20 protein-coding genes, 2 tRNA genes and 1 rRNA gene (1 of these 23 cut by a window edge) are annotated in these 26,174 nt (G+C 45.0%); 16 read left to right on the top strand and 7 right to left on the bottom strand.

What is annotated here, in order from left to right:
* Window positions 1-93: 93 nt before the first annotated feature.
* Both nrdG and JT26_RS05835 read right to left on the bottom strand, forming a co-directional pair.
* The gene (gene nrdG, locus JT26_RS05840) at window positions 94-582 is read right to left on the bottom strand and encodes an anaerobic ribonucleoside-triphosphate reductase activating protein (protein ID WP_036847516.1); all 489 of its coding nucleotides are present in this window, start codon (window positions 580-582) and stop codon (window positions 94-96) included.
* 16 nt (window positions 583-598) lie between these two features.
* Window positions 599-2,989 carry an anaerobic ribonucleoside triphosphate reductase gene (locus JT26_RS05835; RefSeq protein ID WP_036847744.1) on the bottom strand — a complete coding sequence of 797 codons (2,391 nt, stop codon included), beginning with the start codon at window positions 2,987-2,989 and terminating at the stop codon, window positions 599-601.
* Window positions 2,990-3,554: 565 nt separating this feature from the next.
* Between JT26_RS05835 and JT26_RS10185 the strand changes: the two genes are divergently transcribed.
* Window positions 3,555-5,105: an Ig-like domain-containing protein gene (locus tag JT26_RS10185; RefSeq protein ID WP_052079562.1), complete on the top strand. Its 1,551-nt coding sequence runs from the start codon at window positions 3,555-3,557 to the stop codon at window positions 5,103-5,105.
* Window positions 5,106-5,253: 148 nt separating this feature from the next.
* Here JT26_RS10185 and JT26_RS05825 read toward each other — a convergent pair whose 3' ends face one another.
* Entirely contained in the window at window positions 5,254-5,664 is a 411-nt protein-coding gene (locus JT26_RS05825) for a DUF4332 domain-containing protein (RefSeq protein WP_036847514.1), read from the bottom strand.
* Between the two features lie 543 nt (window positions 5,665-6,207).
* Here JT26_RS05825 and nrfH point away from each other — a divergent pair.
* The 5 genes from nrfH to crcB all read left to right on the top strand — a co-directional run bounded on the left by nrfH (window position 6,208) and on the right by crcB (window position 10,995).
* Window positions 6,208-6,837 carry a cytochrome c nitrite reductase small subunit gene (nrfH, locus tag JT26_RS05820; RefSeq protein WP_036847511.1) on the top strand — a complete coding sequence of 210 codons (630 nt, stop codon included), beginning with the start codon at window positions 6,208-6,210 and terminating at the stop codon, window positions 6,835-6,837.
* 36 nt (window positions 6,838-6,873) lie between these two features.
* A complete protein-coding gene (gene nrfA, locus JT26_RS05815) occupies window positions 6,874-8,355 on the top strand; it encodes an ammonia-forming cytochrome c nitrite reductase (protein WP_036788163.1) in 1,482 nt (493 codons plus the stop codon).
* Window positions 8,356-8,495: 140 nt separating this feature from the next.
* Window positions 8,496-9,794, top strand: coding sequence for a cytochrome c biogenesis protein ResB (locus tag JT26_RS05810; RefSeq protein WP_036847507.1), 1,299 nt, complete (start codon window positions 8,496-8,498; stop codon window positions 9,792-9,794).
* Entirely contained in the window at window positions 9,791-10,588 is a 798-nt protein-coding gene (locus tag JT26_RS05805) for a cytochrome c biogenesis protein (protein ID WP_036788159.1), read from the top strand. The genes JT26_RS05810 and JT26_RS05805 overlap by 4 nt, the downstream gene beginning before the upstream one ends.
* 29 nt (window positions 10,589-10,617) lie before the next feature.
* Window positions 10,618-10,995 carry a fluoride efflux transporter CrcB gene (gene crcB, locus JT26_RS05800; protein ID WP_036847738.1) on the top strand — a complete coding sequence of 126 codons (378 nt, stop codon included), beginning with the start codon at window positions 10,618-10,620 and terminating at the stop codon, window positions 10,993-10,995.
* A gap of 669 nt (window positions 10,996-11,664) precedes the next feature.
* Here the strand turns inward: crcB and JT26_RS05795 are convergent.
* A complete protein-coding gene (locus tag JT26_RS05795; protein WP_160217638.1) occupies window positions 11,665-12,936 on the bottom strand; it encodes a transglutaminase domain-containing protein in 1,272 nt (423 codons plus the stop codon).
* 346 nt (window positions 12,937-13,282) lie between these two features.
* On the opposite strand from JT26_RS05795, the gene JT26_RS05790 reads away from it, so the two are divergent.
* The 5 genes from JT26_RS05790 to recA are packed head-to-tail and all read left to right on the top strand — an operon-like array spanning window position 13,283 to window position 19,510.
* Window positions 13,283-15,757 (top strand): TonB-dependent receptor plug domain-containing protein, encoded by a 2,475-nt coding sequence (locus tag JT26_RS05790; protein WP_052110385.1) that lies wholly within the window; start codon window positions 13,283-13,285, stop codon window positions 15,755-15,757.
* 6 nt (window positions 15,758-15,763) lie between these two features.
* Window positions 15,764-16,708: a DUF4249 domain-containing protein gene (locus JT26_RS05785; protein WP_036847501.1), complete on the top strand. Its 945-nt coding sequence runs from the start codon at window positions 15,764-15,766 to the stop codon at window positions 16,706-16,708.
* Window positions 16,709-16,763: 55 nt separating this feature from the next.
* Complete coding sequence (locus JT26_RS05780; protein ID WP_036788151.1) at window positions 16,764-17,960, top strand: saccharopine dehydrogenase family protein; 1,197 nt, start codon at window positions 16,764-16,766, stop codon at window positions 17,958-17,960.
* A complete protein-coding gene (gene bcp, locus JT26_RS05775; protein ID WP_036847497.1) occupies window positions 17,957-18,424 on the top strand; it encodes a thioredoxin-dependent thiol peroxidase in 468 nt (155 codons plus the stop codon). Before JT26_RS05780 ends, bcp begins: the two co-directional genes overlap by 4 nt.
* A gap of 21 nt (window positions 18,425-18,445) precedes the next feature.
* Complete coding sequence (recA, locus tag JT26_RS05770) at window positions 18,446-19,510, top strand: recombinase RecA (protein ID WP_036788147.1); 1,065 nt, start codon at window positions 18,446-18,448, stop codon at window positions 19,508-19,510.
* Between the two features lie 547 nt (window positions 19,511-20,057).
* Here recA and JT26_RS05765 read toward each other — a convergent pair.
* Window positions 20,058-20,462 carry a hypothetical protein gene (locus JT26_RS05765; protein WP_152567000.1) on the bottom strand — a complete coding sequence of 135 codons (405 nt, stop codon included), beginning with the start codon at window positions 20,460-20,462 and terminating at the stop codon, window positions 20,058-20,060.
* A 196-nt stretch (window positions 20,463-20,658) separates the two neighbouring features.
* Between JT26_RS05765 and JT26_RS05760 the strand changes: the two genes are divergently transcribed.
* Both JT26_RS05760 and JT26_RS05755 read left to right on the top strand, forming a co-directional pair.
* Window positions 20,659-21,243 carry a Crp/Fnr family transcriptional regulator gene (locus JT26_RS05760; protein ID WP_036788143.1) on the top strand — a complete coding sequence of 195 codons (585 nt, stop codon included), beginning with the start codon at window positions 20,659-20,661 and terminating at the stop codon, window positions 21,241-21,243.
* Window positions 21,244-21,353: 110 nt separating this feature from the next.
* Window positions 21,354-22,238, top strand: coding sequence for a pirin family protein (locus JT26_RS05755; RefSeq protein WP_036847491.1), 885 nt, complete (start codon window positions 21,354-21,356; stop codon window positions 22,236-22,238).
* Between the two features lie 463 nt (window positions 22,239-22,701).
* Here JT26_RS05755 and JT26_RS05750 read toward each other — a convergent pair whose 3' ends face one another.
* Window positions 22,702-23,265 (bottom strand): NADPH-dependent FMN reductase, encoded by a 564-nt coding sequence (locus JT26_RS05750; protein ID WP_200879744.1) that lies wholly within the window; start codon window positions 23,263-23,265, stop codon window positions 22,702-22,704.
* A gap of 131 nt (window positions 23,266-23,396) precedes the next feature.
* Window positions 23,397-23,744 carry a hypothetical protein gene (locus JT26_RS05745; RefSeq protein WP_036847488.1) on the bottom strand — a complete coding sequence of 116 codons (348 nt, stop codon included), beginning with the start codon at window positions 23,742-23,744 and terminating at the stop codon, window positions 23,397-23,399.
* A gap of 391 nt (window positions 23,745-24,135) precedes the next feature.
* Between JT26_RS05745 and JT26_RS05740 the strand changes: the two genes are divergently transcribed.
* From JT26_RS05740 to JT26_RS05730, 3 genes are all read left to right on the top strand, one after another.
* Window positions 24,136-24,209 (top strand) — tRNA-Ile (locus JT26_RS05740).
* 57 nt (window positions 24,210-24,266) lie between these two features.
* Window positions 24,267-24,340 (top strand) — tRNA-Ala (locus tag JT26_RS05735).
* 72 nt (window positions 24,341-24,412) lie between these two features.
* Window positions 24,413-26,174: ribosomal RNA gene (locus JT26_RS05730) — 23S ribosomal RNA — on the top strand; it runs 1,128 nt beyond the window's last position.

The raw sequence follows: 26,174 nt of genomic DNA, 5'->3' as shown, positions 1-26,174 counted from the left end.
TCGCCCCGATGTATCTGATGAATACATCGGGGCGATTTTTATTTGCTTTTCTCAATGTTGGTGTTAAGGAAAAATGTACTTCTCGTACAGGTTTTATTTCTTAAGGTAAATGATGCGTTGATTCCTGCTTCCCCTAAAACGCAACGTGGGATCGAACTCCTCTTGGATAAAAGGCCCATCTACCAGTACATCTATATATTTCAGTGGAAGCGATAGCAGAGGATCATTGGTGAGCTGTTCCAATGTATATCCGGTATAAACCCAGATATTCATTCCTGTCTCCTCTTTCAGACGGGACAGGAGAGCCTCCAATCCGACCGGATTATAGAACGGATCTCCTCCGCTTATAGTGATACCGTCAAGGAGAGGATTCTCTTTGATCTCTGCAATAATATCGGTAAGAATGGAGTCTGTAAGCAGTACCCCATTTTTGGGATCCCAGCTCGCCGGATTGTGGCAGCCTTTACAGCGGTGAGAGCAGCCAGCCAAATAGATAGAAAAACGAATACCTTCACCATCTGAAATAGTCTCTTTGTATCTATTCAGAAGGTGAAGGTTGTATTCTTCTATCGGACAAGGCATCTCTTCAGTCTTATAGTTATTTGGAGTGTTTCACTCTGTCGTGCTCTTCTGCCTGCTTGGCAGAGTTCCAGCTATCCAAAGATCCGGTAAGGTATCCCGTAATACGTCTTAGCCTTGCAATGTTCTCACCACTGCACACAGGGCATTTCGCATATATTACACCTTTATAGCCACACTTGTTGCATGTATCCACCGGGTGATTGATAGAGCCATAGCCGATACCCTCATCGTGCATTGCCTTGACGATCTTAAGAATGCCGGAAATGTTTTTCTTCGCTTCTCCGTCAAGCTCTACATAAGTAATGTGTCCTCCTCTCGTGATGGCATGGAAAGGTGCTTCTTTCTTTATCTTTTCAAAGATGGTTACAGGTTCTTTGACATCTATGTGGAAAGAGTTCACGTAATAGTCTCTGTCATTTACTCCGGCTATTACTCCATATTTCTTTTTATCCATACGAGTAAATCTACCGGAGAGTCCTTCTGCCGGAGTAGCCAGTACAGAATAGTTGAGTCCATACTTCTTTTTGTACTCTTCTACCACTTCATTCATCACCAAGACAGCATCATATAGAGTCTGCCAAGCCTCCTGATTGTGCGCATGCCCCTCTCCATATATTGCGATCATGGCATTGTGTCCGCCAATGAACCCTATACCGAGAGTACCGCTCTTTATTACTTCTCCCACTTCATCGTTAGGATCTAAGCTGCCACCGCCTTTCCAGACATCATTACCCATCATGAACGGATACTGTCTTGCCAATGAGCTTTTCTGATATTTATATCTGTCGTACAGCTGTTCGGCTATCATTTCGGAAGTCTTTCGTACTCCTTCGAGGAATATCTCTTTTGCCTCTCTGCGGATGGTGTGTTTATCCGCTCCCGGATTATTTTCTTCCGCTTCCCTTATCGCCTCTATTGCCAAACGAGGCATATTGAGAGAAGTAAAAGATAGGTTCCCGCGTCCGACGGAACTCTTCTCTCCATGGAGATTTTCAAATACTCTTGTTCTACATCCCATTGTTGCCACCTCGTAGAGATAGCGTTTGGGATCATCGGCACTCCACTTCTCATGTTTATTAAACGGAGCATCCAAGAATACGAAGTTAGGGAAGAGAGCCTTTGAAGTAGTACGACATGCCTCAATAAGCAGGTCAAAGTTCGGAGCTTCAAACTCCATTTCTCCGCTTAGAGCTTTTGGGAAGTCTGCCAAAGCCTTTGCGCAGTCTTTTTCAGAGTAAGAGACACCATCTTTAACCTTAAAGATCTGTATCGGGAATATCGGCACTTCTCCATGTCCAAGCCCTTCCATTGTTGCGGAGAGCAGTTCTCTCATCAGCAAACGCGCTTCCGGAGAGGTGTCGGTACCGTAGTTGATGGAGCTGAAGACCACTTGATTTCCTCCACGAGAATGCATCGTGTTAAGGTTATGTATGAATGCCTCCATCGCTTGATGGGTTTCACGTATGGTCTTATCCATGGCATGTTGCCACGCTTTCCTTACTCCTTTTTCGTCTATACCCTCGATCATGGAAAGGATAGAGGCAATAGCTTTCTCTTGCTCCTCTTTCTTCTCCTGAACGGAAATGTGCTGTTCTGCAAGCTTTTGCTGTATCTCTTTGCGTTCGATCTCCTTCCCGCTTTCCAAAGAGACTATCAGCTTCAATGTCTCTGCAAGATGCTTTTGGAAAGACTTCCGTACTCCTGGAGCCATGAAATAGTCAAAAGCCGGGATGGATTGCCCTCCATGTTGTTCGTTTTGATTGGTTTGGAAGATGATCGTTGCGAGTGTCGCATAGCTTTGGATGCTTTGTGGAGTTCGGATACTGCCGTTTTTGGTTCGGAATCCTCTCTCATAGAGATCCTCCAAGTCGTACTGCAAGCATGTTGTGGTCTTGGTCGGGTAGTAGTCCAAGTCGTGAATATGAATGTCTCCATTCCTGTGAGCGCGTGCATATTTCACGCCCAACAGATATTTGTTGGTATAATCTTTGGTAACCTCAGAAGCAAAAGTCATCATCTGACCTGCGGGTGTATGAGCGGACATATTCGCATTGCTCAGATTGATATCGTTCTTCTCAATCTTAACAATGCCGTCCATGATTTGCTTCATTCCGGTTCGTTTATCGCGCTCGACGTTTCTCCACTCTCGGTAGATGATATATTTCTTAGCCACGAAAGGGTTATGCACCATCAGCTCATGCTCTACAAGGTCTTGTATCTCTTCTACTCCCGGATCCTCTTTAGTGATTTTCATACAGACCTGATCCACTATATTACGGATAAGATCTCTGTTTTCGCAGAGACCGCAAGCACGGTAGGCTTTTACTATTGCCTCCTCTATCTTTTGTGGTGAAAAGGGTTCCTTCTTTCCATCTCTCTTAGTGATGAACAATGTTGCAGATGCCATGTTATATTGGGTATAAGTACGTGATTTAATGAGAGAGCCGTTCATATAAATGCACGGACGCTCTTTTTGGTGTATGTAATAATTTTGTCTCTTTCATTATAAAGGTTTTGCCCTCAGCCTTCGGATTTATTCTTTCTGAAGGCTTTCCAAATTTAGAAAAAATATTAGAGGAAAACAAGCCGTAAGTAAGGATAAAAATTCCTTTTCTGAGCCGTTATCAGAAATACCGGCATTCTGGCTCTGGTATAAAAATATCTACTTCTATTTATAGCTGCTTTTATATGGATTGTTTCCCTTTTTATAGACATGTGGAAAGATGAAAGCAGGATTATTTTCGGTCTTTTCTCTTTCGCCGGAAAAGCATAAAAGGGTTGTGATTTTTCTAAAATCTTTAGAGGAAAGAGTAGAGAAGAGGATTTTAGTTGGTTAATTGTGAAATAAATATTTGTCTATCCGGAATAAATCTTTAATTTTGGGGCCGGTGACCACACATATCCTTAAGTTTGAAAACGCGATTATAAATATTAATGTTTAACCTTTTTTATTCATGACAACAAAGAAAGCTATGAAAAGAATTCACATCAATGGTCTGTTGACTTTGGTTTTTTTGTCGATTTTTGCTCTTACATCATGTAAGAAAGATCCGATTTTGGTTACCAATGTTGCGTTGAACAAGACATCTCTCCAGCTCTTTAAGGGAGACACGGAACAGCTTACTGCAACCATCACTCCTGCGGATGCAGAAAACAAGGAGCTTACATGGACATCTTCAAAAACGGATATCGTATCTGTGGACAAGACCGGTAAGGTAACAGCCATTGGATTGGGTGAGGCAGAAGTGAAAGCAACAGCAGGTGGAAAGTTTGCGATATGTAAGGTCGTTGTGGCAGCAGTGCCTGTATCGGGTATTACCTTGGATAAGGAAAATCACGAGATGACTATTGGTGAGGAGGTGGTGCTTAAGGCTACCGTGACTCCGGATAACGCAGAAGACAAAACCGTAACATGGGATTCTTCCGACAAGGCGGTGGCTACCGTGGATAACAATGGTAAAGTGGTTGCAAAAGGAGAAGGAGAAGCCACTATTACAGCAAAGACCGGCGATAAGAGTGCTCAGTGCAGAGTCAAGGTCAATCCTATCTTAGTGGAGAGCGTTACTATCAGTAAGACCTCTCTAGAGTTGGTTGTAGGAGAAAGATTGAAACTTAGTGCAACGGTCCTACCGGAGAATGCAACGCACAAGACAGTTACTTGGACTTCTTCCAATAAGAGTGTTGCTACCGTTACAGAAGCAGGTCTTGTGACCGCAGTGGCAGCTGGTACTGCAGAGATTACAGCAGCAGCCGGAGGCAAGACAGCCAAGTGTATCGTTATCGTAGAGCTTCCGGTAAGACCTCCAAGAGTGGGAGACTTTTACTATGAAGACGGCTCTACATCCGATCAGATAGATAATGCCAAGAAGATTATAGGCATTGTATTCTGGATTGGTGATGCTACCAAGCAAGATAAAGCGATGAAGAGAGACTTCCCTAAGTGTACCAACGGGTTGGTTGTATCCCTAACAGAAATACTACAATGTCAATGGCAAGAGAATTACAAGACCTATAACAATACTGTGGGGGCTTGGGTCGAAGCAAATGCCAAGCAATATGAAACTCCCGTGACAGCAGAAGACGATGTTTCGACCAATCTTAATAAGACTGTTGGGTACAATAACTCTAAAGCTTTGGAAGCATTCAACAATGCTCCGGAAAATTCTGCATGGCCTGTAACAGCAATTGTTAGGCTCAAAGAATTTGCTGCGGCAAATCCTGTTCCTGCAACTACAACAGGATGGTATCTTCCATCTCCTAAAGAGCTTACTCTGATGTGTCACGGTCCATTCAGTGGAAATATCAGGTTCTTGGCCAATAAAGACAAAGAAGTAATGAAGAAGATCAATGCAGCTCTTGATAAAATTGGAGCAGTGGGAGTTCAAAAACTTACAGAGAATACTTATCGTTCCAGCGCAGAACGCAATAACAATATTTCTCAAGGCGTATTGTTCTACAACTCTTCCTTGCAGGGGCCTGCAAAGGATGCTCTTCTTAAGGCTCGTCCTATCTTTGCCTTCTAATGACAAACAGAATTTAATCTCTCTTTTCAGGTAAGAACACTTTTAATAATAGTTATCCTGATTGGAAAGAAATATAAAAAGAGAATCGGCGGAAGATCTCCGGAATGGATCTTCTGCCGATTTCTTTTCCTTTTACTCTCCTTTCGTACTAAGGCTCCAATCCTCTGGGCAACACCTTTGCCTGCTCTATCCATTTGTTCACAACGGTAACAAGAGGAGTGCGTTTGACGATATTTTTTTTGTCGTTTACCTCTGCCATCTTCTGCACGATATATTCCGGATCTGCACAGCTTAGGTTTTTCATGGAACCGATGCCTATTATGACTAAAATAGAAACATAGTCTGCTCCTATGCCGTTCACGCGTAGGAGATCCACCATGTTCGCCCATTTAAGGATGCGTCTCTCATCTATTTTGGTCTGTTCCGAGAGCTTTTTTCTCATTACTCTGGTTTTACTCGCCCTGGAGAGAGCCATAGTATTTTCGATGCCTGCCTTGATCAGTTTCTGTTTACAAGCAGGCTCTATGGCTTTAATCTGTTCCAACTTGTAGTTTACCATAGGATGCGGTTCTTTTTTGATTTGTTAATATTCAAGGGATTACAAATATAACTACTACTTGTCAATATTCAAACTATTATTTTCTCTTCTTTCTCAAATTATAGGAAACTAACTCGTTGAGAAATGTTTGGTTATGAGCATTATCCTCTCATCTTTGAATGAAAATCCGGATGGAGAATCAAAAACTCGTTTATAAGTATTCAAAAAAAGAGTTTATCGGTAACAGAAGAGTATCTTAACCTTTATAATATTAAAAATCAAGCCTCGATCCGTGCAAATCAAGGCTTGAAATGCAACAATCAAGGCTTGAACCGTGCAATTCCAACCTCGATTTTGAGTTGTGAATCTGTTCAGCGAGAAAAAAGATCGTGTTAAACCTAAGTTGTTAACGTGTTCATTTTATGATCTAAAATCATCTTGGATTTGGAAATAATAAATCTAATATATAATTTTGTGGTATTAGGTAGTGATATTGTATGGTTTAATCATAAAATTTACTTCATTTAATCACTACTATTTGTGGTTCAAAAAACTTAACGGCTTATGCGCAGCAAGCAATCTCTATCTTACCGAGTACGCTCTCTGATACAGAGTTTACTTCCTGCTTATGGCTCCAAGGTGGTGGCGATACTCCTTCTTGGCGTAACGTTTGGGTTGGGAGCATACCTGGTTTATGCTTCCAAAGCTTACAGCTACCTCTTAGACGACCCGAAGGTGTGCGTCAACTGCCACGTCATGGGCCCCTATTATGCTACATGGCAACACTCTTCGCACATGCTTGTGGCTACGTGTAACGACTGCCATGTCCCCCATAACAACATTCTGAACAAGTACTATTTCAAGGCGAAAGATGGCTTGAGACACTCTTATGTATTCACTATGAGACAAGAGCCGCAAGCTATGCAAGCCATCACCGCAAGCCGTGAAGTGATATATGACAACTGTATCCGCTGTCACATGCAGCTCAACCAGGAGTTTGTCAAGACCGGACGGATGACCCGTAAAGAGCTGAACCATGGCGATGGCAGAGCTTGTTGGGACTGTCATAGAGACGTGCCTCACGGAGGGAAGAACAGTCTTTCATCTACCCCTTCAGCCCTTGTACCTTATCCGGAATCTCCTGTTCCGGAGTGGTTGAGAAGCAAGATGGACGAAGAGAAAAACAAGAGATAATAACAAACGGATAGAATAAGAAAAAAAGATACACCCATGAAAGAAAGAAAAAGACTGAAAAGCTGGCAGGGTTGGGTTCTGTTTATATCTGCCATGGTTGCGGTTTTCTGTTTAGGTTTATTGGCTGCATCCATTACGGAACGTCGTGCAGAGGTCCGGTCGATCTTTGCCAATAAGAAAGTGGAGATCGCTCCGATGGAAGCTCGGAATGCACTCTTCCAATCCAACTATCCTCGTGAGTACGAAACATGGTTGCAGACAGCAGATACATCGTTTGTTTCCGAGTTCAACGGAAATAAGTTTGTGGATGTGCTGGCACAACGTCCGGAGATGGTGGTATTTTGGGCAGGATACGCATTTTCAAGGGAGTACGGGAGTCCGCGAGGGCACTACTATGCCATCCATGATATGCTCCACACGTTGCGTACAGGTAGTCCGGGTGTAGACGGAATGGATGATATACAGCCGTCGACCTGCTGGGTATGTAAAAGTCCTGATGTTCCGAGAATGATGCAAGCGATAGGCATCGGGGAGTTTTACCAGAAGAAGTGGAGCGAGATGGGCAGTGAAATCGTCAATCCGATAGGCTGTGCCGACTGTCATGATACCGAAACAATGGATCTTCGTATCTCTCGCCCTGCACTCATAGAGGCTTTCGAGAGAATGGGAAAAGATATTACCAAAGCCACTCATCAGGAGATGCGCTCTTTGGTATGCGCACAGTGCCACGTGGAATACTACTTCTACAAGGAGAACAAATACCTCACTTTCCCTTGGGATAAAGGCACAACAATGGAAGATGTAGAGAAGTATTTCGACGAAATAGAGTACTACGACTACATCCATGCCATAAGTAAAGCTCCTATCTTGAAGGCTCAGCACCCCGACTATGAGATAGCGCAGCTCGGCATACACGCTCAAAGAGGTGTGGCTTGTGCCGACTGTCATATGCCGTATATGAGTCAGGGTGGTGTGAAGTTCAGCGACCACCACATACAGAGTCCGCTCAACTATATAGACAGAACGTGTCAGACCTGCCACCGTGAAAGCGAAGAGGTGCTTCGCCAAAATGTCTACGATCGTCAGCGTATGGCAAACGAAATCCGGAATAAGCTCGAAAAAGAGCTTGCCGCAGCTCATATAGAGGCGAAGTTTGCCTGGGATAAGGGAGCAACCGAAGAGATCATGAAACCGGTGTTGCAGTATATCCGTCAGGCGCAATGGCGTTGGGACTATGGTGTGGCTTCGCATGGTGCTTCGTTCCATGCGCCTCAAGAGGTAACCCGTATATTGTCCAACGGATTGGAGAGAGCGCTTCAAGCAAGGCTCGCAATCTCCAAAGTGCTTGCCAATCTCGGCTTTACCGGAGACGTTCCTATGCCTGACATCTCTACCAAAGAGAAAGCACAGCGTTATATAGGGCTTAATCCTGAAGAGCTTCATGCCAATAAGAAGAAGTTCTTGGACGTTGTGGTTCCTGAGTGGATAGAGAAAGCGAAGCAGCAAAAACGCATCTGAAAATAAGACAGATCCTCTCTCTCGCAAGAGCAAGATCTGTTTACAAAAAGTATAGAGGAGAGATCGTATGGCAGATGTAGCATCTTCTATGCGGTCTCTATCTGTTAGTGTTACACACGGATACCTATATATATAATATTATGTGGAAACAACCTTGGGGATATCGTGAAGCATTTGCTATTTCTGTGGCTCTTGTTATCATCGGTGTACTGTTTCATTTCATACTCGGACCTATACCTGCTCAAGGCTTTGCCTATCCTTTCAATCTGATAGGAGGCATCTGGGTCTTTTTCCTCTCCGTTCTTCTTGCCGTTCTTGCACGTAAAAAGGTTCGGATAGCCACGTTTCTGACCGGATATAAAATGTCTATTGCCGCCATTGCAACCCTCATGGCAGTCTCTATCATCATGGGTCTGACGAGGCAGATAGAGCTTTCGGCAGCCTCCGGAGAGGATTTGAAGATGCTGGTACACACTCTCGGCTTCAGCCATATACTCTCTACGTGGTACTTTCTGGTAAGCTATCTGCTTCTGCTGATACTGCTTGGAGGTGCTACCTTTGCATTTATCCTTAGAGGGCGGAAAAGGAACATGACGTGGGGCAGGTACGTCTCTTTCCTGCTGAATCACTTAGGACTCTACATAGCACTCCTTGCCGGAGTGTTGGGTGCTCATGATCTGAAAAGATTCCGAATGCAGGTGGATGCTTCGACCAATATGCCCGAATGGAGAGGAACAAAAGATTTCTCTTCCGAGCTTTACGAGCTTCCTCTGGCGATCGAGCTGGAAGCCTTCGAGCTGGAAGAGTATCCTCCCAAGCTGATGATCATAGACAGCAGAACCGGCGAGACGCTTCCTTCAGGTCATCCATGGCATCTGTCGGTGGAGGAGACACCATCTTCCGGAAGAACGGGAGCGTGGAAGGTGGAAGCGTTGGAGTATCTCCCTTACAGCTCACCCGTGGTCTCGAAAGACAGTATTCACTTTGTGGAGTTTGGCAGTACGGGAGCGGTGCATGGCGTTAAAGTACGCGCCACGAACAGCAGCACGGGTGAGGAGGTGAACGGATGGGTTACGTCCGGCAGTTATCTCATTCCGTTCAGAGGGCTATCCCTGCCGGACAGCTTGAGTATCGTTATGCCGGATCCGGAGCCAAAGCAGTTTCGCTCGAAGGTCTCTATTTACAGTCCGGGAGGCGGATATGTCAAAGGCGAGATTTCAGTGAATCATCCCATAAAGTTTGAAGGCTGGCACATCTATCAGCTAAGCTATGATCAAGAGATGGGAAGGTGGAGCAATGTTTCCGTATTCGAGCTTGTAAAAGATCCGTGGATGCCTTTTGTCTATGTCGGACTGCTATTGATGCTGCTGGGAGCGGTATGTCTCTTCATCCTGCCCCAGCCCACTTATGTACCTTCATCTAAAGAGAACGAGCTATGACTACTTGGAACGATATGATATACTACGCTCTCCCAACCGTGTTGCTGGCTGCCTGCGGTGCGTGGATGGCTTTTAAGGAGAAAAGAAACGGAGCGCTTGCTCTTTCCATACTGGCTCTCATTCTGTTCGGAACCTATATCGGGCTTATGTGGCACTCCCTCGAACGTCCGCCTATGCGTACCATGGGGGAGACGCGTCTGTGGTATTCGTTCTTTGCACTGCTTGCCGGCGTTATCGTTTACCTGCGATGGCACTACAAGTGGATATTGGGATTTTCCACCATTCTTGCTTCTGTTTTTATTGTGATCAATCTGGTGCGTCCGGAGATCCACAACAAGAGTATGATGCCGGCGCTGGAAAGTCCGTTCTTTGTACCACATGTCATCTCCTATATGTTCTCTTACGGCATGCTGGGGGCGGGACTTCTGGTTGCTCTCTATGCCTTATGGATAGAGAAGAAAAAAGGAGAAGCGGATCACGCACTCCGACTGATGTCCGTATCGGACGGGTTGGCTTACACCGGGCTTGCCTTTCTGATGATCGGTCTTCTGTTAGGAGCTTTTTGGGCAAAGCTTGCATGGGGACACTATTGGAGTTGGGATCCGAAAGAGACATGGGCTGCCATAACGATGCTTGCCTATCTGCTCTATATCCATTACCGGCTTAGCAGACCTCGTAAGGTGGCTACCGCGCTGTGGCTACTGCTTTTCTCTTTCTTGTGTTTGCAGATCTGCTGGTATGGAGTCAATTTTCTTCCATCGGCACAAGGCATAAGTATTCACACCTATGGGTGATGAGAGGTTTATGCGATACGGAATGCACAATGCTTAAGACAATTCTTTATATCGGCTGTGGCAGCTTCATCGGGGGAGTGATGCGCTTTCTTCTTTCCCGATATGTGCAGGATGGCATCGCCGGAGCTTTCCCTTGGGGAACGCTGGCTGTCAATCTTATAGGATGTCTCCTGATGGGACTGCTCTACGGCACGATGGAGCGAGGGAATATAGGCGATGAGAATCTTCGCCTCTTCCTTACGGTGGGAGTGTGTGGCGGTTTCACCACATTTTTGACCTTTGCCATGGATGGTTTTATGCTGCTAAAGTGGGAGAGTCTTCTTTCTTTACTTGGCTATCTTGCCGTGAGTGTGGTAGGAGGTGTCCTGCTTTTCTTTTTGGGCTATACTCTTATAAGGCAGTTTTGAAATGGTAAGAGCGACTTTTGTCTGCCCGTTTCCGTCTTTCCTCTTTCTTGATTTTTATATATTCGATCCCCAAAAATGCTCTCTTTTTTTGGGCTCTCTATTTTGATCGGAGGGGGCGTTTTCGGAGGGGTGCCGGATTTGTTAAATCAGCCCGTTTTATTAACGTAAATTTTGATGCCTGTTCAGCAAAAATGGTAAACGAGCATATTGTTTCGGCTTAACGTGTTTAATTTTTCAGTGAACACGTTTACCGATTTCATTAAACACGTTTACCGGATTCGCTTAACGTGTTTAGCCGAAATCATTAAAGCGCTATTTGCCAGGTTTTTATGCTTTTTTGCTCCAAAACGTGCATTAAAAGGTAAATTTCTTTATTGGGAAATATTTACATATAGGGGTGTTAAAAATTGCATCTATTAACGCGAAAACAGCCCATGAAAAGCACTGATAAAATTTTTTCTCCGAGAATGAGATTTTATCGTATCGATTTTATTCTTAGCGTTTTACTCTAAAACGACTTGGCAAATTTACCCTCTCCACGCCAAAAATCTTCTCTCTTGCTCTCGATTTCCAGCTCTCCGTTTTTATATAAAAAGACCGATGTGCTCCTCTAAAAACACATCGGTCTTCTGCCTTTTTTCTAAAACAATTTTGCCAAACCCAACCGGTCTACAGACGTACGACTTTTAGTTCGGAATGGCATCGGAAGAAAGCCCGGTCCGCAACACTCTTGACAGACTTGGGAAGGTAGACCTTACGGAGGTTAGGACACGCTTCCACCGCATAGTCTTCGATAGTCTCCGTTCCTTCTTCAAAGTACAGCTCTTCCATTCCTTCGTGTCCGAAGATAACATTTTTACCAACATTCTTCATGGGTTTCATCTTAACCACTTTCAGACGTGCCGGAATGAAAAGAGGCAGATTGGACTTGTCTCCTTTGATATAAATAGTGCCTTTATACTCCTCAAGGTGAGGGTTTTCCGGATCTACGAGTATCTTCTCTACATTTTTGCCGGACTCCTTGAGATTGAGATGGTCTGAGGTGCCGAGCATTTTGATGTTGCGACCAAGGTAGATCTCTTTTACAGATTTTGGCAGATGGGTCGGATTGAAATTTCCTATCTGAAACCCTCCCATGCCATAAGGTACAATGAGTTTTTCTCCCGTAAATGAATCTTGAACGCTACTTATAGTAAGCTCCCTTTTTTCATAGGTACACACGAACTTCTCATCCCGGAAGAGAGGAAAGTCCAAGCGTTCCGGCAAAAGGAAGTCGAACCTTTTGGGATCGTTCGCATCGTAGAAAATGCCGTTGGTTGCATCCGATACAAACCATTTGCCATCAAGTAAAACATAATTCCACGCATGCCCCAATGGATTTCCGAGAGTGTTGAAGCGAGCCAGTCCGTTTACTATCGGGGCATGAATCTTCTGCGTATGACAGAACACTTTTAGGAGATTGGAGTATCCCTGACAGATAGCCACTTTGTGCTTGAATGTCGTATAGGCACTGTTGTAGTCCGGTATGGAGGGATCGAAAGTATTGCCATACTTGACGTTTTTCCGAATCCAGCCAAACAGAAGATCGTGCATTTCTCTTTGGTTTTTAGGTTGCTTTTCTGCCACGAGCTTATCGGCAAAAGCCTTTATCTCGTTCAGCTGAGCCTCTGTAATCCGGGTCTCTCCGAGAGGAAGAGGCTCATCGAATGTCATATTTGAGAGCAGAGCAAAAACTCTCTCCGCCGGAGAACCCGTAAGAATGCGTGAACCATCCGGTTTTGGGAAGAGATCTGTCTGCGCCGGAGGGTCATTCTCTTTCGGTTTTTCCGGTTGCTCTACTTCCGGATCCTTCTTCTCGTTCGGGCGAAGGGGATCTTTCCGGCAGGCTGTAACAACAAGTGTGCCCAGTATCAGGAGTAAAAGTAGTCTTGTTTTGTGCATAAATGTCATATTATTTTTCTTTATCTTTTTGAGGAACAGTTCTTTATATATTGTTAAAGTCTTGTCTTCTTCAATCATGTGTGTTGTAGAAAAAGACAAGAATAATATCGGGTGCGAAAATAAAAATTATAGTTCATACACACAAGAATATCATTCGGGACACAACAATGCTTAAAGAGAGAAGTTTGAGAGCAAAAGCAAGCCGTAATACACTCTTCTTTAATAGATTTATTTCATATCTTTGGCGATCGGAGTCAAAAGTTAACCTTTTGCAAAAGTCTGAATCTATTAACATTGAAGTAAAATATTATTCACAGATCTTCGGATCTTAAATCTCCATGTTGGCATGAAGCATCGACACTTTCTCGGAACGGCTTTCGGTAAGAGAGGCATACTCTTTTCTCTAAGTCTGTTTCTTCTATCTCTGTGTTGCTTTGAACCCATCGCGGCACAGAGTAAAAACTGCAAACAGAGGATAAGCGGTTATGTTTATGAAAAGGGCTCGCAAGAGATCATCATCAGGGCAAGAATAAAAGAACCACAGTTAAAGACCGGAACATTGACCAATTCGTATGGTTTTTTCAGCCTGGAACTCCCTTGCAGTTCTCAAGAAGTAGAGGTTTATTCTGCCGGCTGTCAGCCTCAGACGATCCGACTGACGGGAAAAGATACCGTCATCAACGTCTATCTCGCACCACAAGAGCTGGATGAGGTTGTGGTGGTCGGAAGAAAAAACGACTCCGAGCTGACCGGCTCACGAATGGGAAGCATGGAAGTGCCTCTTGAGATTATTCGCAGAGCTCCTGCGCTTCTCGGAGAAGCGGATCCCTTGAAAACAATACAGCTTTTACCGGGTGTACAAGCCGGGATAGATGGTAGTGCCGGCATCTTTGTACGCGGAGGCGGACAGGATGAAAACCTTTTTTTGCTTGACGGAGTGCCGCTTTACAATGTAAATCACCTGCTTGGATTCTTCTCCGTATTCACTCCGGAAGCGATCAAGAGAGTGGATCTCTACAAGGGTAGCTTCCCTTCGAGATTCGGGGGAAGGCTTTCGAGCGTTGTGGACATCAGAACAAATGATGGGAATATGAGAGAGTATCACGGTACGGCAAGCATCGGACTGATCTCCTCCAAGCTGCATTTTGAAGGGCCTATCGTTAAAGATAAAACCTCTATTCATGCTTCTTATCGCCGGACTTATGCGGATATTTTGGCACGTCCATTCATGACTCAAGACGAGAAAGGCGGATACTACTTCCAGGACTTCACGTTGAAGCTGAACCATAGATTCGGAGACAGAGACAGACTATTCCTGAGTCTGTACGGCGGAGACGATAATCTCTATACACACTTCGAGCATAGCATGAACAGGTATCAGTCGAAGTCAGACAGTGAAATGTCTTGGGGAAATATCGTCTCTTCGCTTAGATGGAATCATATATTCTCTTCCCGACTCTTCTCCAATACCACAATAGCCTACTCCAGATACAAACTCAGGACGTCAAATAAAGAGAATGAGTATGTGATAACAGATGGGAAATCTGAGCTGACCAACGGATATCATCTGCAGTTTACTTCGGGTATAGAGGACCTTTCTGCCCGTATGGATATGGAGTATTACCCCGTGCATAACCACACCATTAAGTTTGGAGGGGAGTATATCTATCATACTTTCAAACCGGAGGCGTTGTCGTTTGACCCCGTAAAGCAACAAGACCCGGAAGATGCCGATGTTTTGAAAGCTCTTAATCAGAGTGCAAAGCCTATACAAGCGCACGATGTGTCTTTCTATGCAGAGGATGAGATGAGGCTGCTGCCATGGTTGGACGGTAATGTGGGCGTGCGTTACTCTATGTTTGGAGTGAACGGAAAGCTTTATCACTCCTTAGAACCTCGCGCTTCCGTAAGGATAGCACCGACGGATATATTCGATGTCAAGCTCTCTTATACGAAGATGAGCCAGAACATTCACCTGCTAAGCTCTTTCGGTCTCAGCATGCCTACGGATCTTTGGGTGCCTGCCATGGAACGGATAAGCCCGATGAGTGCAGATCAATATGCTTTGGGTCTCTACTCTGATGCGATAAACGGATGGAGATTGTCTACCGAAGGGTATTACAAGACCATTGATAATGCAATAGAGTACAAGGATGGCGCAATGTTTATGGGCTTCTCTTCGGGATGGCAAGAGAAGGTAGAGCAAGGCGAGGGACGCTCTTATGGTGTCGAAGTAATGGCACAAAAAACAGAAGGAAATCTTACAGGCTGGGCAAGCTACACTTATGCCAAGAGTGAAAGAAGATTCAGTCCCAATGGAATAAACCAGGGAGCCTGGTTTCCGGTGCAGTTTGACCGCAGACACAATTTCAATATCGTTGCGACGTATGCCTTCTCGAAAGCTCTGGACTTAACGGCTACATGGGAGTATAGATCCGGCGGAAGAGCTACGGTAGGTATAGGAATGACGGAATATATAGCGAATCAATCCACCGGACATTATGGGGAGTACTATATAAATCACTTGGACAACGGAGGAAATCGTATTACCCAAACACCTCTTGTAACATCAAGAAACAACTATCAAATGCCTTCGACTCACCTGTTGAACCTTTCGCTCAACTACTACGTTAAGCATAAGAGAGGCAAGAGTCAGTGGAATTTCTCTGTGTACAATGTCTATAATAGACGCAATCCAACCTTTTTATTGCTCCAGACAGGAGCAGGAAGAATAGAGAGAGAAAAGACTGCGGTTCCGATGTTAAAGAGAGTCTCCATTCTGCCTATCCTTCCATCCATATCTTATACTTATAAATTCTAACCCGTCATGAAAAGTATATATTATCATCTAAATAAGATTAAAGCTGCAGCTCTAATCCTTCTTTCAGTAGTGCTGTTCAGCAGATGCGTGGATGAAGTCCCTATGGATATTTCCGGTTATAAGGAAGAGCTGATAGTAAATGCCATATTCGATACTTCTTTGAGCAACCACTATATATATGTATCTCGTACGGGACTTTTGAATCCAATCCCGGAAAAAGAAGCAGATGTAAAGCTGTTCATTAACGATGTACGGGTGAAAGATCCGGTGCCACACACGGTTTATCGTCTGTTTCATAAGCAGGTGTATCGCCCTTGTTTCCTGACTACAGAGAAGTTTAATCCGGGAGATCGTATCAGATTGGAGGTGGCAACAAAGGATGGAAAGCATCAGACTGTGGCGGAAACCGCCATCCCGAAAAGCGTCGGCATAGATAAGATAAGCTGGGAAGAGCCGGTAGTAGGCAAGCAACATGGTACGCTGTACACTACAATGACGGATCCTAAAGACGAGAAAAACTTCTATCAGCTGCGTTTTGCCGAAGAGGGAGTCTTTGAAGACAAGCCTTATCGAAGGATTTTAAGTATGAACCATTCGCAAGAACCGGTCATGAATGACGGGAAGAGCACCGCAACCACAAGTGATGAAGACTCTTACTTTAGCTCTCCAAACAATAACATGGGTGTGTTTTACGATAAATGGCTGAACGGAACATACACTCTAAAGTCCGGAGTGAGAGTGGCACAGATCAGACCCGGAGCAGAATATTATGTGCTTTTATCCTCCATTACTGAAGGATTTTACTTTTACCTTAGGGCTATAAATACGTTGGAGTCGGAGGATTTTATCGAAGGACTCACTACACCTATCATATTGCCCAGCAATGTCAAAGGGGGAAAAGGATACGTAGCAGGGGTTGCTACCGAGCGCATTCAGTTTTCAAAAAAATAATGCGTATCTTTGGTATCTATATCATCCATCAAAAACATTAAAAGAAATAGAACGAATGAAAGGACGTGTTCTCATTATAGGTGCAGGCGGTGTCGGTACCGTTGTCGCCAAGAAAGTAGCGATGAACAGCGATGTCTTTACGGACATTATGCTGGCAAGTCGCACAAAATCGAAGTGTGATGCCATCGCTGCAAACATTAAAGAAGCAAAGATCAAAACGGCTCAGGTAGATGCGGATAGCGTAGAAGAGTTGGTAAAACTGTTTAAGGAGTTCCAGCCGGAGCTTGTCATTAATGTTGCTCTTCCTTATCAGGATCTCACCATTATGGATGCATGTCTTGAGTGCGGCGTGAACTATCTCGACACTGCAAACTATGAGCCGATAGACGAAGCGAAGTTCGAGTATCACTGGCAATGGGCATACAAAGAGAGATTTGAGCAAGCAGGGCTTACCGCAATACTTGGTTGTGGTTTCGATCCGGGTGTTACCGGCGTATTCACAGCGTATGCAGCCAAGCACCATTTCGATGAAATCCATTACCTCGATATCGTAGACTGCAATGCCGGAGATCACAAACGCCCCTTTGCAACCAATTTCAACCCGGAGATCAACATTCGCGAAATCACTCAGAAAGGCAAATATTGGGAGAATGGTCAGTGGGTAGAGACCGAACCGCAAGAGATTCATCAGCCTATCACTTACCCTGAAGTGGGTCCGAGAGAGTCTTATCTTCTTTACCATGAAGAGTTGGAGTCTCTTACTAAAAACTTCCCGACCATCAAGCGAGCACGTTTCTGGATGACTTTCGGGCAGGAATATCTCACACACCTTCGCGTTATCCAAAACATCGGAATGGCGAGCATTGAACCCATCATGTACGAAGGTCGTGAAATCGTTCCGATTCAATTCCTTAAGGCAGTGCTTCCTGACCCGAAAGAGTTGGGTGAAAACTACACCGGACAGACCTCTATCGGCTGTCGCATAAGAGGTATAAAGGATGGTAAGGAACGCACTTACTACGTGTACAACAACTGTAGCCACGAAGCAGCATATAAGGAAACCGGAGCACAAGGAGTGAGCTATACCACCGGAGTACCTGCGACAATAGGTGCAATGATGTTCTTCAAAGGCATCTGGCGTAAACCGGGTGTATATAACGTAGAAGAGTTTGATCCGGATCCGTTCATGGAAGAGCTCAACAAGCAAGGCTTGCCATGGCACGAACAATTTGATATTGACTTGGAACTATGATAGCTGTCGGAGATAAAATACCCGAGGTTCTCGGATTGGATCAAGACGGAAAAGAGATCAAGGCTGCCGACCTGTTGGGGCAGCCTTCTCTTCTCTATTTCTACCCTAAAGACAATACTTCCGGCTGCACGGCACAGGCATGCAGTTTGAGAGACGGCATAGAAGAGCTGAAGAGAGTAGGTATCCGGGTTATCGGGATCAGCAAAGACTCTGCCAAGAGCCATAAATCCTTCATCGAAAAGTACGATCTTCCTTTCACCCTTATAGCGGATACCGAACATGTTTTACAAGACATCTTTGGCGTCTGGGTAGAGAAAAGCATGTATGGCAGAAAGTATATGGGCACCCAACGCACCTCTTTTATCATAGATGCAGAAGGCAGAGTAACACACATCATATCCGGTAAAGAGGTACGCACAAAGGATCATGCAGACCAGATATTGGAGATACTCAAGAACAATTAACACTCAAAACTTCTAAAAAATATGGCAAAAAAAAGCGATATAAATGACCCAACGGTAGAAGCAGGACAGAAATCGGACGAGAAAGCAACTCTTGAAGCCAACAAGAGAAAAGCCCTGCTCGCTGCCATGGAAAAGATACAGAAAGACTTCGGTAAGGGAGCTATTATGAACATGGCAGAGGATGTTGTGGACGATGTTGAGGCTATACCTTCCGGTTCTCTTACTCTCGACTTGGCTCTCGGTATTGGTGGCTATCCTCGTGGACGTATAGTGGAAATCTACGGACCGGAGTCTTCCGGTAAAACGACCCTTGCCATCTATGCCATTGCTGAGGCTCAAAAGCAGGGCGGACTGGCAGCCATCATTGACGCCGAACACGCTTTCGACAGATTTTATGCCGAAAAGCTGGGCGTTGACATCAACAACCTCTGGATCTCTCAACCCGACAACGGCGAGCAAGCACTCCAGATAGCAGAGCAGCTCATCCGCTCTTCTGCCGTAGACATCGTTGTCATCGACTCCGTAGCGGCACTTACCCCTAAAGCCGAAATAGACGGAGCAATGGGAGATGCCAAGATGGGGCTTCATGCCAGACTTATGTCTCAGGCACTGAGAAAACTTACGGGAGCCATCTCTAAAAGCCGTACCTGCTGTATTTTCATCAATCAGCTTCGAGATAAGATTGGCGTGGTTTACGGACCAAGCGAGACCACAACCGGAGGTAATGCTTTGAAGTACTATGCTTCCGTACGTTTGGAGATACGCAAAGGCACACCATATAAAGATGGGGAAGAGGTTTATGGTTATCCTCTAAAGGTAAAGGTTGCCAAGAACAAAGTGGCTCCTCCATTCCGCAAAGCGGAGTTCGATGTCATCTTTGGCGAAGGAATAGACCGCGTGGGCGAGCTCATCGACCTCGGTGTAGAGCATAACATCATTGCAAAAGCAGGTTCATGGTTCAAGTACGAAGGAACCAACATCGGACAGGGAAGAGATGCAACGAAAGAGACACTCAAGAATGACCCGGATCTGCGAGAAGCGATAGAAGTTGCAGTATTAGAGGCCATAAATGGCACTGATAAGTAAAATTTGGACGCTTTCAGGTATTGAGACTTCAAAAGATTAAGGATATAGCGGTTAAAAATATGACGTACGACATATATACTAAATTGCTTCAAGAGGTAAAATGGACGAAATTTGCATTAGAAAGTAGAACCTAATCAATCTTTCTTACCTCATATCTAAATCTTTTGTGGAACATACGACAATAGTTGAACGTAGGCTGTGCGAGAGCATGGCCTGCGTTATTTTTTTTATACTCTTTTCGGAAAACTTTTATTGAGGCATGTTTTTAGATAATAAGGTAAGATGATTCTTCATATTTCCCCATCTGGCAAACGCTTCTCGGTGATCTGCTTTAAGAGCCGGGCGATCTGTCTTTCTTTCTGCGTTATCTTTCCGGTAAACTTCTTTAAAGGTGTGCTTTAAGAGATTGGACGGGACCTCCTTCTATCTCTACTGCTTGGGAAACCCCTGCTGAAGGTCTGCTCTAAGGCTGGGAATAGTATGCCTTTCTTCTTTCTTCGTCCGGGAAACTTCTGCCGGAGCTATACTTCAAGCGAACGGAAAGATCTTATGCTTTCTTTATTCTGTTCCATATTCTCTCGAAGATAGGAACAGCTATGGCTATTACGAGAGAAACGATAACGTAAGAGGATGCTGTGTCTCTGCTCCACGTTGAAATGATGTAAAAGCTCAGCAGAACAGAGTAGAAGAAAGGTATCCTGTACAGTAAATGACTCTTTTTCAGCTTCTGTATCTCTTTGCTCACCCTCTTCTTCTCCTCTTTTTCAACCTTCTTCTTTAGAAAGTGCTCAATGAGAGCGGCCATAAGCATCACGGCTAAAAGAACTCCCATGCAGATATAGTGGCTTTTTCTGTCCGGAAACAAGAAAAGGCATGCCGTAAAAGTGATGGCGTAAAATAGTGGATAGGATACAACTCGAAGCAGATTTCGACGATTTGTTTGCATGTTCATTCTTTTTTGAGCTGCAAAATTACCTATTTTCTTCCTCAAAAGAAAGCAGAGAACTTTTTGACAAAATGCATATCCTTTTTGGGGGGCTGATAATAAGTGCATTAAATCTTGTTTCGGAGCATCTTTTCAGGGTGTTTTCTTCAAATATGTATATCTTTGAATATATAATGGTCTGCCTTTTAAAAAAGAATGTAGTATGAGAGAATATTTCTTTGATGACTTTCTTCGCTCTAATGTCCCACTAACCGATGAGCAGAGGAGTATGCTCTTCAAGCACAGTATGGTGAAAGAGTACGATCGAGGAGACTTTATCCTGAATGCCGGGGAGACTTGTGTCCATCGATTTTTTATCGAAAGAGGAGCGATACGAGAGTATTCGATAGACCCCAAAGGAAAGGAACACTTGCTGTTTTTTGCTGTCGAGGGATGGTTTTTGATGAATGTAGACAGTGTGTTTTTCAACCAGCCGTCTAATCACTTTATCCAAGCCATAGAGCCGACCCGACTGCTCTTGATCAATGAAAATCAACTCCAAAAGCTCGTCCGTGAGGATCCTGCTTTCGCAGAGCTTGACAGACAGTTGCTATACGAGCATATACAGATGCTTCATCGACGTATCACGCTTCTTCAGAGTGCTTCAGCGGAGGAGCGTTACTTGCGGTTCATCAAGGATTTCCCCGAAATCCCTATGAGGGTGCCTCAGACAATGATTGCATCATATCTGGGGATCACTCCGGAGAGCCTGAGCCGTGTCCGAAGAGCAATCGCAAAAGGGAGATAAGGGTCTCCATCGCTTCTTAACATAGGTCAATGTCGGAGAGATCAACAGGGACTAACTTTGCGATGTAAAATAAAGTTGATAGTAACAATAGCAAAGAAAGGACTAAAATTATGAGAACGAAAGATATTGCACTTGTGACAACGCCGCAATCTTCACACTGGGTAGGCGACGGCTTCTTTGTCCACAACTTTATCCCTTCTGTCAAAGGACTCTCCATGCAGGAGATGGATCCTTTCATCCTCCTTGACTATAATGCCCTTCGTGAGGTTGCTCCAACAGATCTCCCCGGGGGAGTGGATGTCCATCCGCATAGAGGATTTGAGACGGTAACCATTGCCTATGAAGGTGAAGTTGAACACTCTGATAGTGCGGGACACGGTGGGCTCATAGGGCGTGGAGATGTACAGTGGATGACAGCTGCCAAGGGAGTCTTGCATCGAGAGTTTCACGGTACGGAATGGGCGAAAAAGGGCGGACCGTTTCAGATGGTGCAGCTTTGGACAAACCTTCCTGCCAAAGACAAAATGTCTCCTCCCAAGTATCAGTCCATAACCAACGCATCTATGGGTAAGCATATCCTTCCCGATGATGCCGGGATGGTCGAAGTGATCGCCGGCGAATATCAAGGGACAGTAGGACCTGCAACTACCCACTCCCCTATATATCTTATGAATGCCAAACTTAGAGAAGGTGGTCGGGCGGACTTTTCCTTCCCGGCTTCTCATAACACGGCACTTCTTGTGATCCGTGGAGCTATCCGCATAGGAGATCGAGATATAGACACAGATACCTTTATCAAGTTTGCCCACAATGGAGAGGATTTCGCCATCAAGGCTACTCGCCCCGATACGGTGGTTCTCTTGATGAGCGGCGAACCTCTTCGAGAACCGATAGCAGCCTATGGGCCATTTGTGATGAATTCCAAGGCTGAGCTTTTACAGGCTTTCGAGGACTTTAACAACGGTCGCTTCGGACACCTTGACACTAAACGATAATTTTCCTGTACACACACTTTCGCCAATTTCTGACAGTTCACTCGGAGGATATACTCCAAGTGGGCTGTCTTTTTTTAGTCTTTGGTCGTTTAATGGAATAGCTTACTCCTCTATATAATGAATGAGAGCCAAAGTTATCAGTTTTGAACTCTATCTTGTGTTGTTTTGAACGTTTGTGTCGTGAGGTCCCCCCCCCCCCCAATAAACTTATTGTAACGATATGGAGAGATGTCTGGCTTCTTCTTAAATTCGGATGATAACAACGATTCCTATTACTCGTATTTAGAATTCTTTTTCGGAAAGTTCTTCTCAGGCTTTGTTGGAGAAAATCCAATGAGAAGTAAGTAAACTACGGTGTCCGATACAAAACTTCCGCTCTGCTCCATCGGATGTATTAGTGTACATGAAAAGAGGGTGTGTCAAAATGAAAGTTTTGACACACCCTCTTTTTTATTTTACTTTATTATTTTTCCAAACGTGCCAGAAGTGTACTGACAGCTTCGGAGCATTGAGCCTTTAGGGTATGGTCCGTGATGCTGAGACTCTCGACGTCGAAGTTGTGCCCGAAACTCGGAAGCGAAAAAGTAGCAACGACATCTGCTCCGTAGAGAGGAAATGTACTTTTGGCAGCAGCAAGGACATTTGCTCCGCCAAGTCGACCGGGTGAGGTACTCATGAGGAGCATGGGTTTCTGTGCAAATACCTCACGACGAACGCGAGAAGACCAATCGAATATATTCTTGAAAGCAGCGCTATATGAGCCGTTGTGTTCAGCCAATGAGCATACTATGGCATCAGCTTCATCCATGGCTTCGAGAAATGCTTTTATTTGAGAAGGATAGCCGGCTTTTTCTCTGTCTTCAGAGAAGATCGGCATCTCATAATCGTTGAGATCGAGAAACCGGACTTCGTGTCCGAACATCTGATTCAATACAGATGTAACGAGATGTCGGTTGATTGAAGTGCTTGAAGTGCTGCCGGAAAATGCAACAATCTTAATCGGTCTTTTTGTAGATACTTCATTCATAATAAAATCTTTTTTTTGTGTTTGAACTGATTATAGAGAGGAAAGTGATATTTTGCTCTACGAGCTTACACATGGTCTATCCCCGAAGTCCTTTCCCACAACATCATTGGAGTCATAGAAAGAGGCTGTTCTTAAAACGAAAAGACGTCGTCTTTGACGACATAAGTTGCTTTCAGTTGAGATTTGAGGCTTTTGATATGGTTGCTGAGTAGGGAGCCGAGAGCTTCCGGCTCTATCGTATCCACCTCCAAGAGAAGAGCTTCGGGCTGTTGGATCTCGAGCATTTTTCGGATGAGTGCACGATCAGAATTATTGATATCTGGATCTATGACAACGATGTCAAAGAGGATGCCCTGCATCTTTTCCACAGCTTCTTCGGCGGTTGATGCAACAGTATACCTGCACTCTGTGATACGCTCCAAAAGACTAATATGGGCTTTAAAATCTTCTCCTACAAGTAGAACGTCAAATTTCATCATAATTTTTCCCTTTCTTGTTATTGTGATGCAAAGATATGGTACTGCCTAAAGGTGTACATTGATCTATGATAAGAAGATGAATTCTTCTTTGACGAACGTAATGGGCGGATATTATACCGATTTTTGGAAATGCTAAGAGATGAGTATATGGAAAGTCAGCCCCGGAAGAGATAGCGAGCTTCTTCCTCTAAGAGATCGGCATAGCGTGTGAAGAAAGAGTTCGAGTCTTGGAATGCCGTGTGTTAGGGCTTTAATAACAGCTTGATGTGCCACTTTGACAGCAGAAAGGGAGCTGGAGAGAAGAACAGTGTGGTAACTTTTTGGGAAGCTATTATGAAAAGGGATGCCATAAGATTCAAACTTTTGAACTCGGGAGTACGATCTGCTATCCAGTCCTATAGCTCAGTTGGTTAGAGCGCTACACTGATAATGTAGAGGTCGGCAGTTCAAATCTGCCTGGGACTACGAAAGAACTTCAACCGGCGGGATTGGAGGGACAACAACAAGACAACAAACTCTTAAGGGGGATTAGCTCAGCTGGCTAGAGCACCTGCCTTGCACGCAGGGGGTCGACGGTTCGAATCCGTCATTCTCCACAAAACAAGGAGATCATAGACATATCGGAAGAGAAGAATATAGTAGGATTTTCCTGTACTCAAGTATGGGATGATATAAAACTACAATAGCCGTATTGTACCGGGCTCTAAGAGGCGACGAAGGACGTGATAAGCTGCGAAAAGCTGTGGGGATCGGCAAATACGAAATGATCCACAGATATCCGAATGGGGCAACCCGGCATGCGACAGCATGTCACCTGTGAGATATTGCAGGAGCGAACGTGGGGAACTGAAACATCTCATTACCCATAGGAGAAGAAAACAAAAGTGATTCCCTTAGTAGTGGCGAGCGAACGGGGAGGAGCCCAAACCGATGCTGTTTCGGCAGTGTCGGGGTTGTAGGATCTCGAATAAAGCTTTACAACAGACAGGTAGTAGAAGATTCTGGAAAGGATCGCCAAAGCGGGTGACAGCCCCTTATACGAAACTTTGAAGTTGGAGTGACGAGAGACCTGAGTAGCGCGGGACACGAGAAATCCTGTGTGAATCCGGGAGGCCCATCTCCCAAGGCTAAATACTCCTTAGAGACCGATAGTGAACAAGTACTGTGAAGGAAAGGTGAAAAGAACCTCGAACAGAGGAGTGAAATAGATCCTGAACCCGTTTGCCTACAAGCGGTCGGAGCACTTTAAGGTGTGACGGCGTGCCTTTTGCATAATGAACCTACGAGTTACTTTACGCAGCGAGGATAAGACTTTAGAGAGTTGTATCCGTAGCGAAAGCGAGTTTTAAATGGCGTACAGTTGCGTGAAGTAGACGCGAAACCAAGTGATCTACCCTTGGCCAGGCTGAAGTTTGGGTAACACCACATAGAGGGCCGAACCGGTTGACGTTGAAAAGTCTTCGGATGAGCTGAGGGTAGGGGTGAAAGGCTAATCAAACTTGGAGATAGCTCGTACTCCCCGAAATGCATTTAGGTGCAGCCTTTGGGCGGAGCTGTAAGAGGTAGAGCGACTGATTGGATGCGAGGGCTTCGCCGCCTATCAAGTCCAGACAAACTCCGAATGCTTACAGGCTTACCAAGGAGTGAGGGCATGGGTGCTAAGGTCCATGTCCGAGAGGAGAAGAATCCGGACCATCGGCTAAGGTCCCGAAATAACTGCTAAGTTGAAACAAACGCGGTCATGATGCGAAGACAGCTAGGATGTTGGCTTGGAAGCAGCCATTCATTTAAAGAGTGCGTAACAGCTCACTAGTCGAGGATCGTGGCATGGATAATACTCGGGCATAAGCAGTTTACCGAAGCCGTGGGATCAGTAGTGATCGGTAGGGGAGCATTCCGGCGTGGTAGAAGATCGAGGGACAACTTCGGTTGGACATTCCGGAAGAGCAAATGTAGGTATAAGTAACGATAAAGGGGGCGAGAACCCCCCTCGCCGAAAGACTAAGGTTTCCTGATCAACGCTAATCGGATCAGGGTTAGTCGGGGCCTAAGAGGAACCCGGACAAGGGGCACTCGATGGACGAACGGGTTAATATTCCCGTACTGATATATTCCAGTGATGAGGTGACGGAGAAGTGACAGTCCTGCCCGGAGACGGAAAACCGGGTTGAACGGCAAAGACGCAGATCGAGGTAGGCAAATCCGCCTCGAGAGTTGAAGCCGGAAAGAATGGGAAGCCCTTCGGGGCGCCCCAATATGGATGTAATCAAGCTCCCAAGAAAACCCTCTAAGCGCTATGACGAATGTATCACCCGTACCGTAAACCGACACAGGTGGTTGGGTTGAGTATACTAAGGCGCTCGAGCGATTCGCGGTTAAGGAACTAGGCAAATTGGTCCTGTAACTTCGGGAAAAAGGACGCCGGTATGG

Source organism: Porphyromonas sp. COT-108 OH1349 (assembly GCF_000768755.1).
Lineage (GTDB): Bacteria > Bacteroidota > Bacteroidia > Bacteroidales > Porphyromonadaceae > Porphyromonas_A > Porphyromonas_A canoris.
This window is presented reverse-complemented; position numbering and strand designations above follow the sequence as displayed.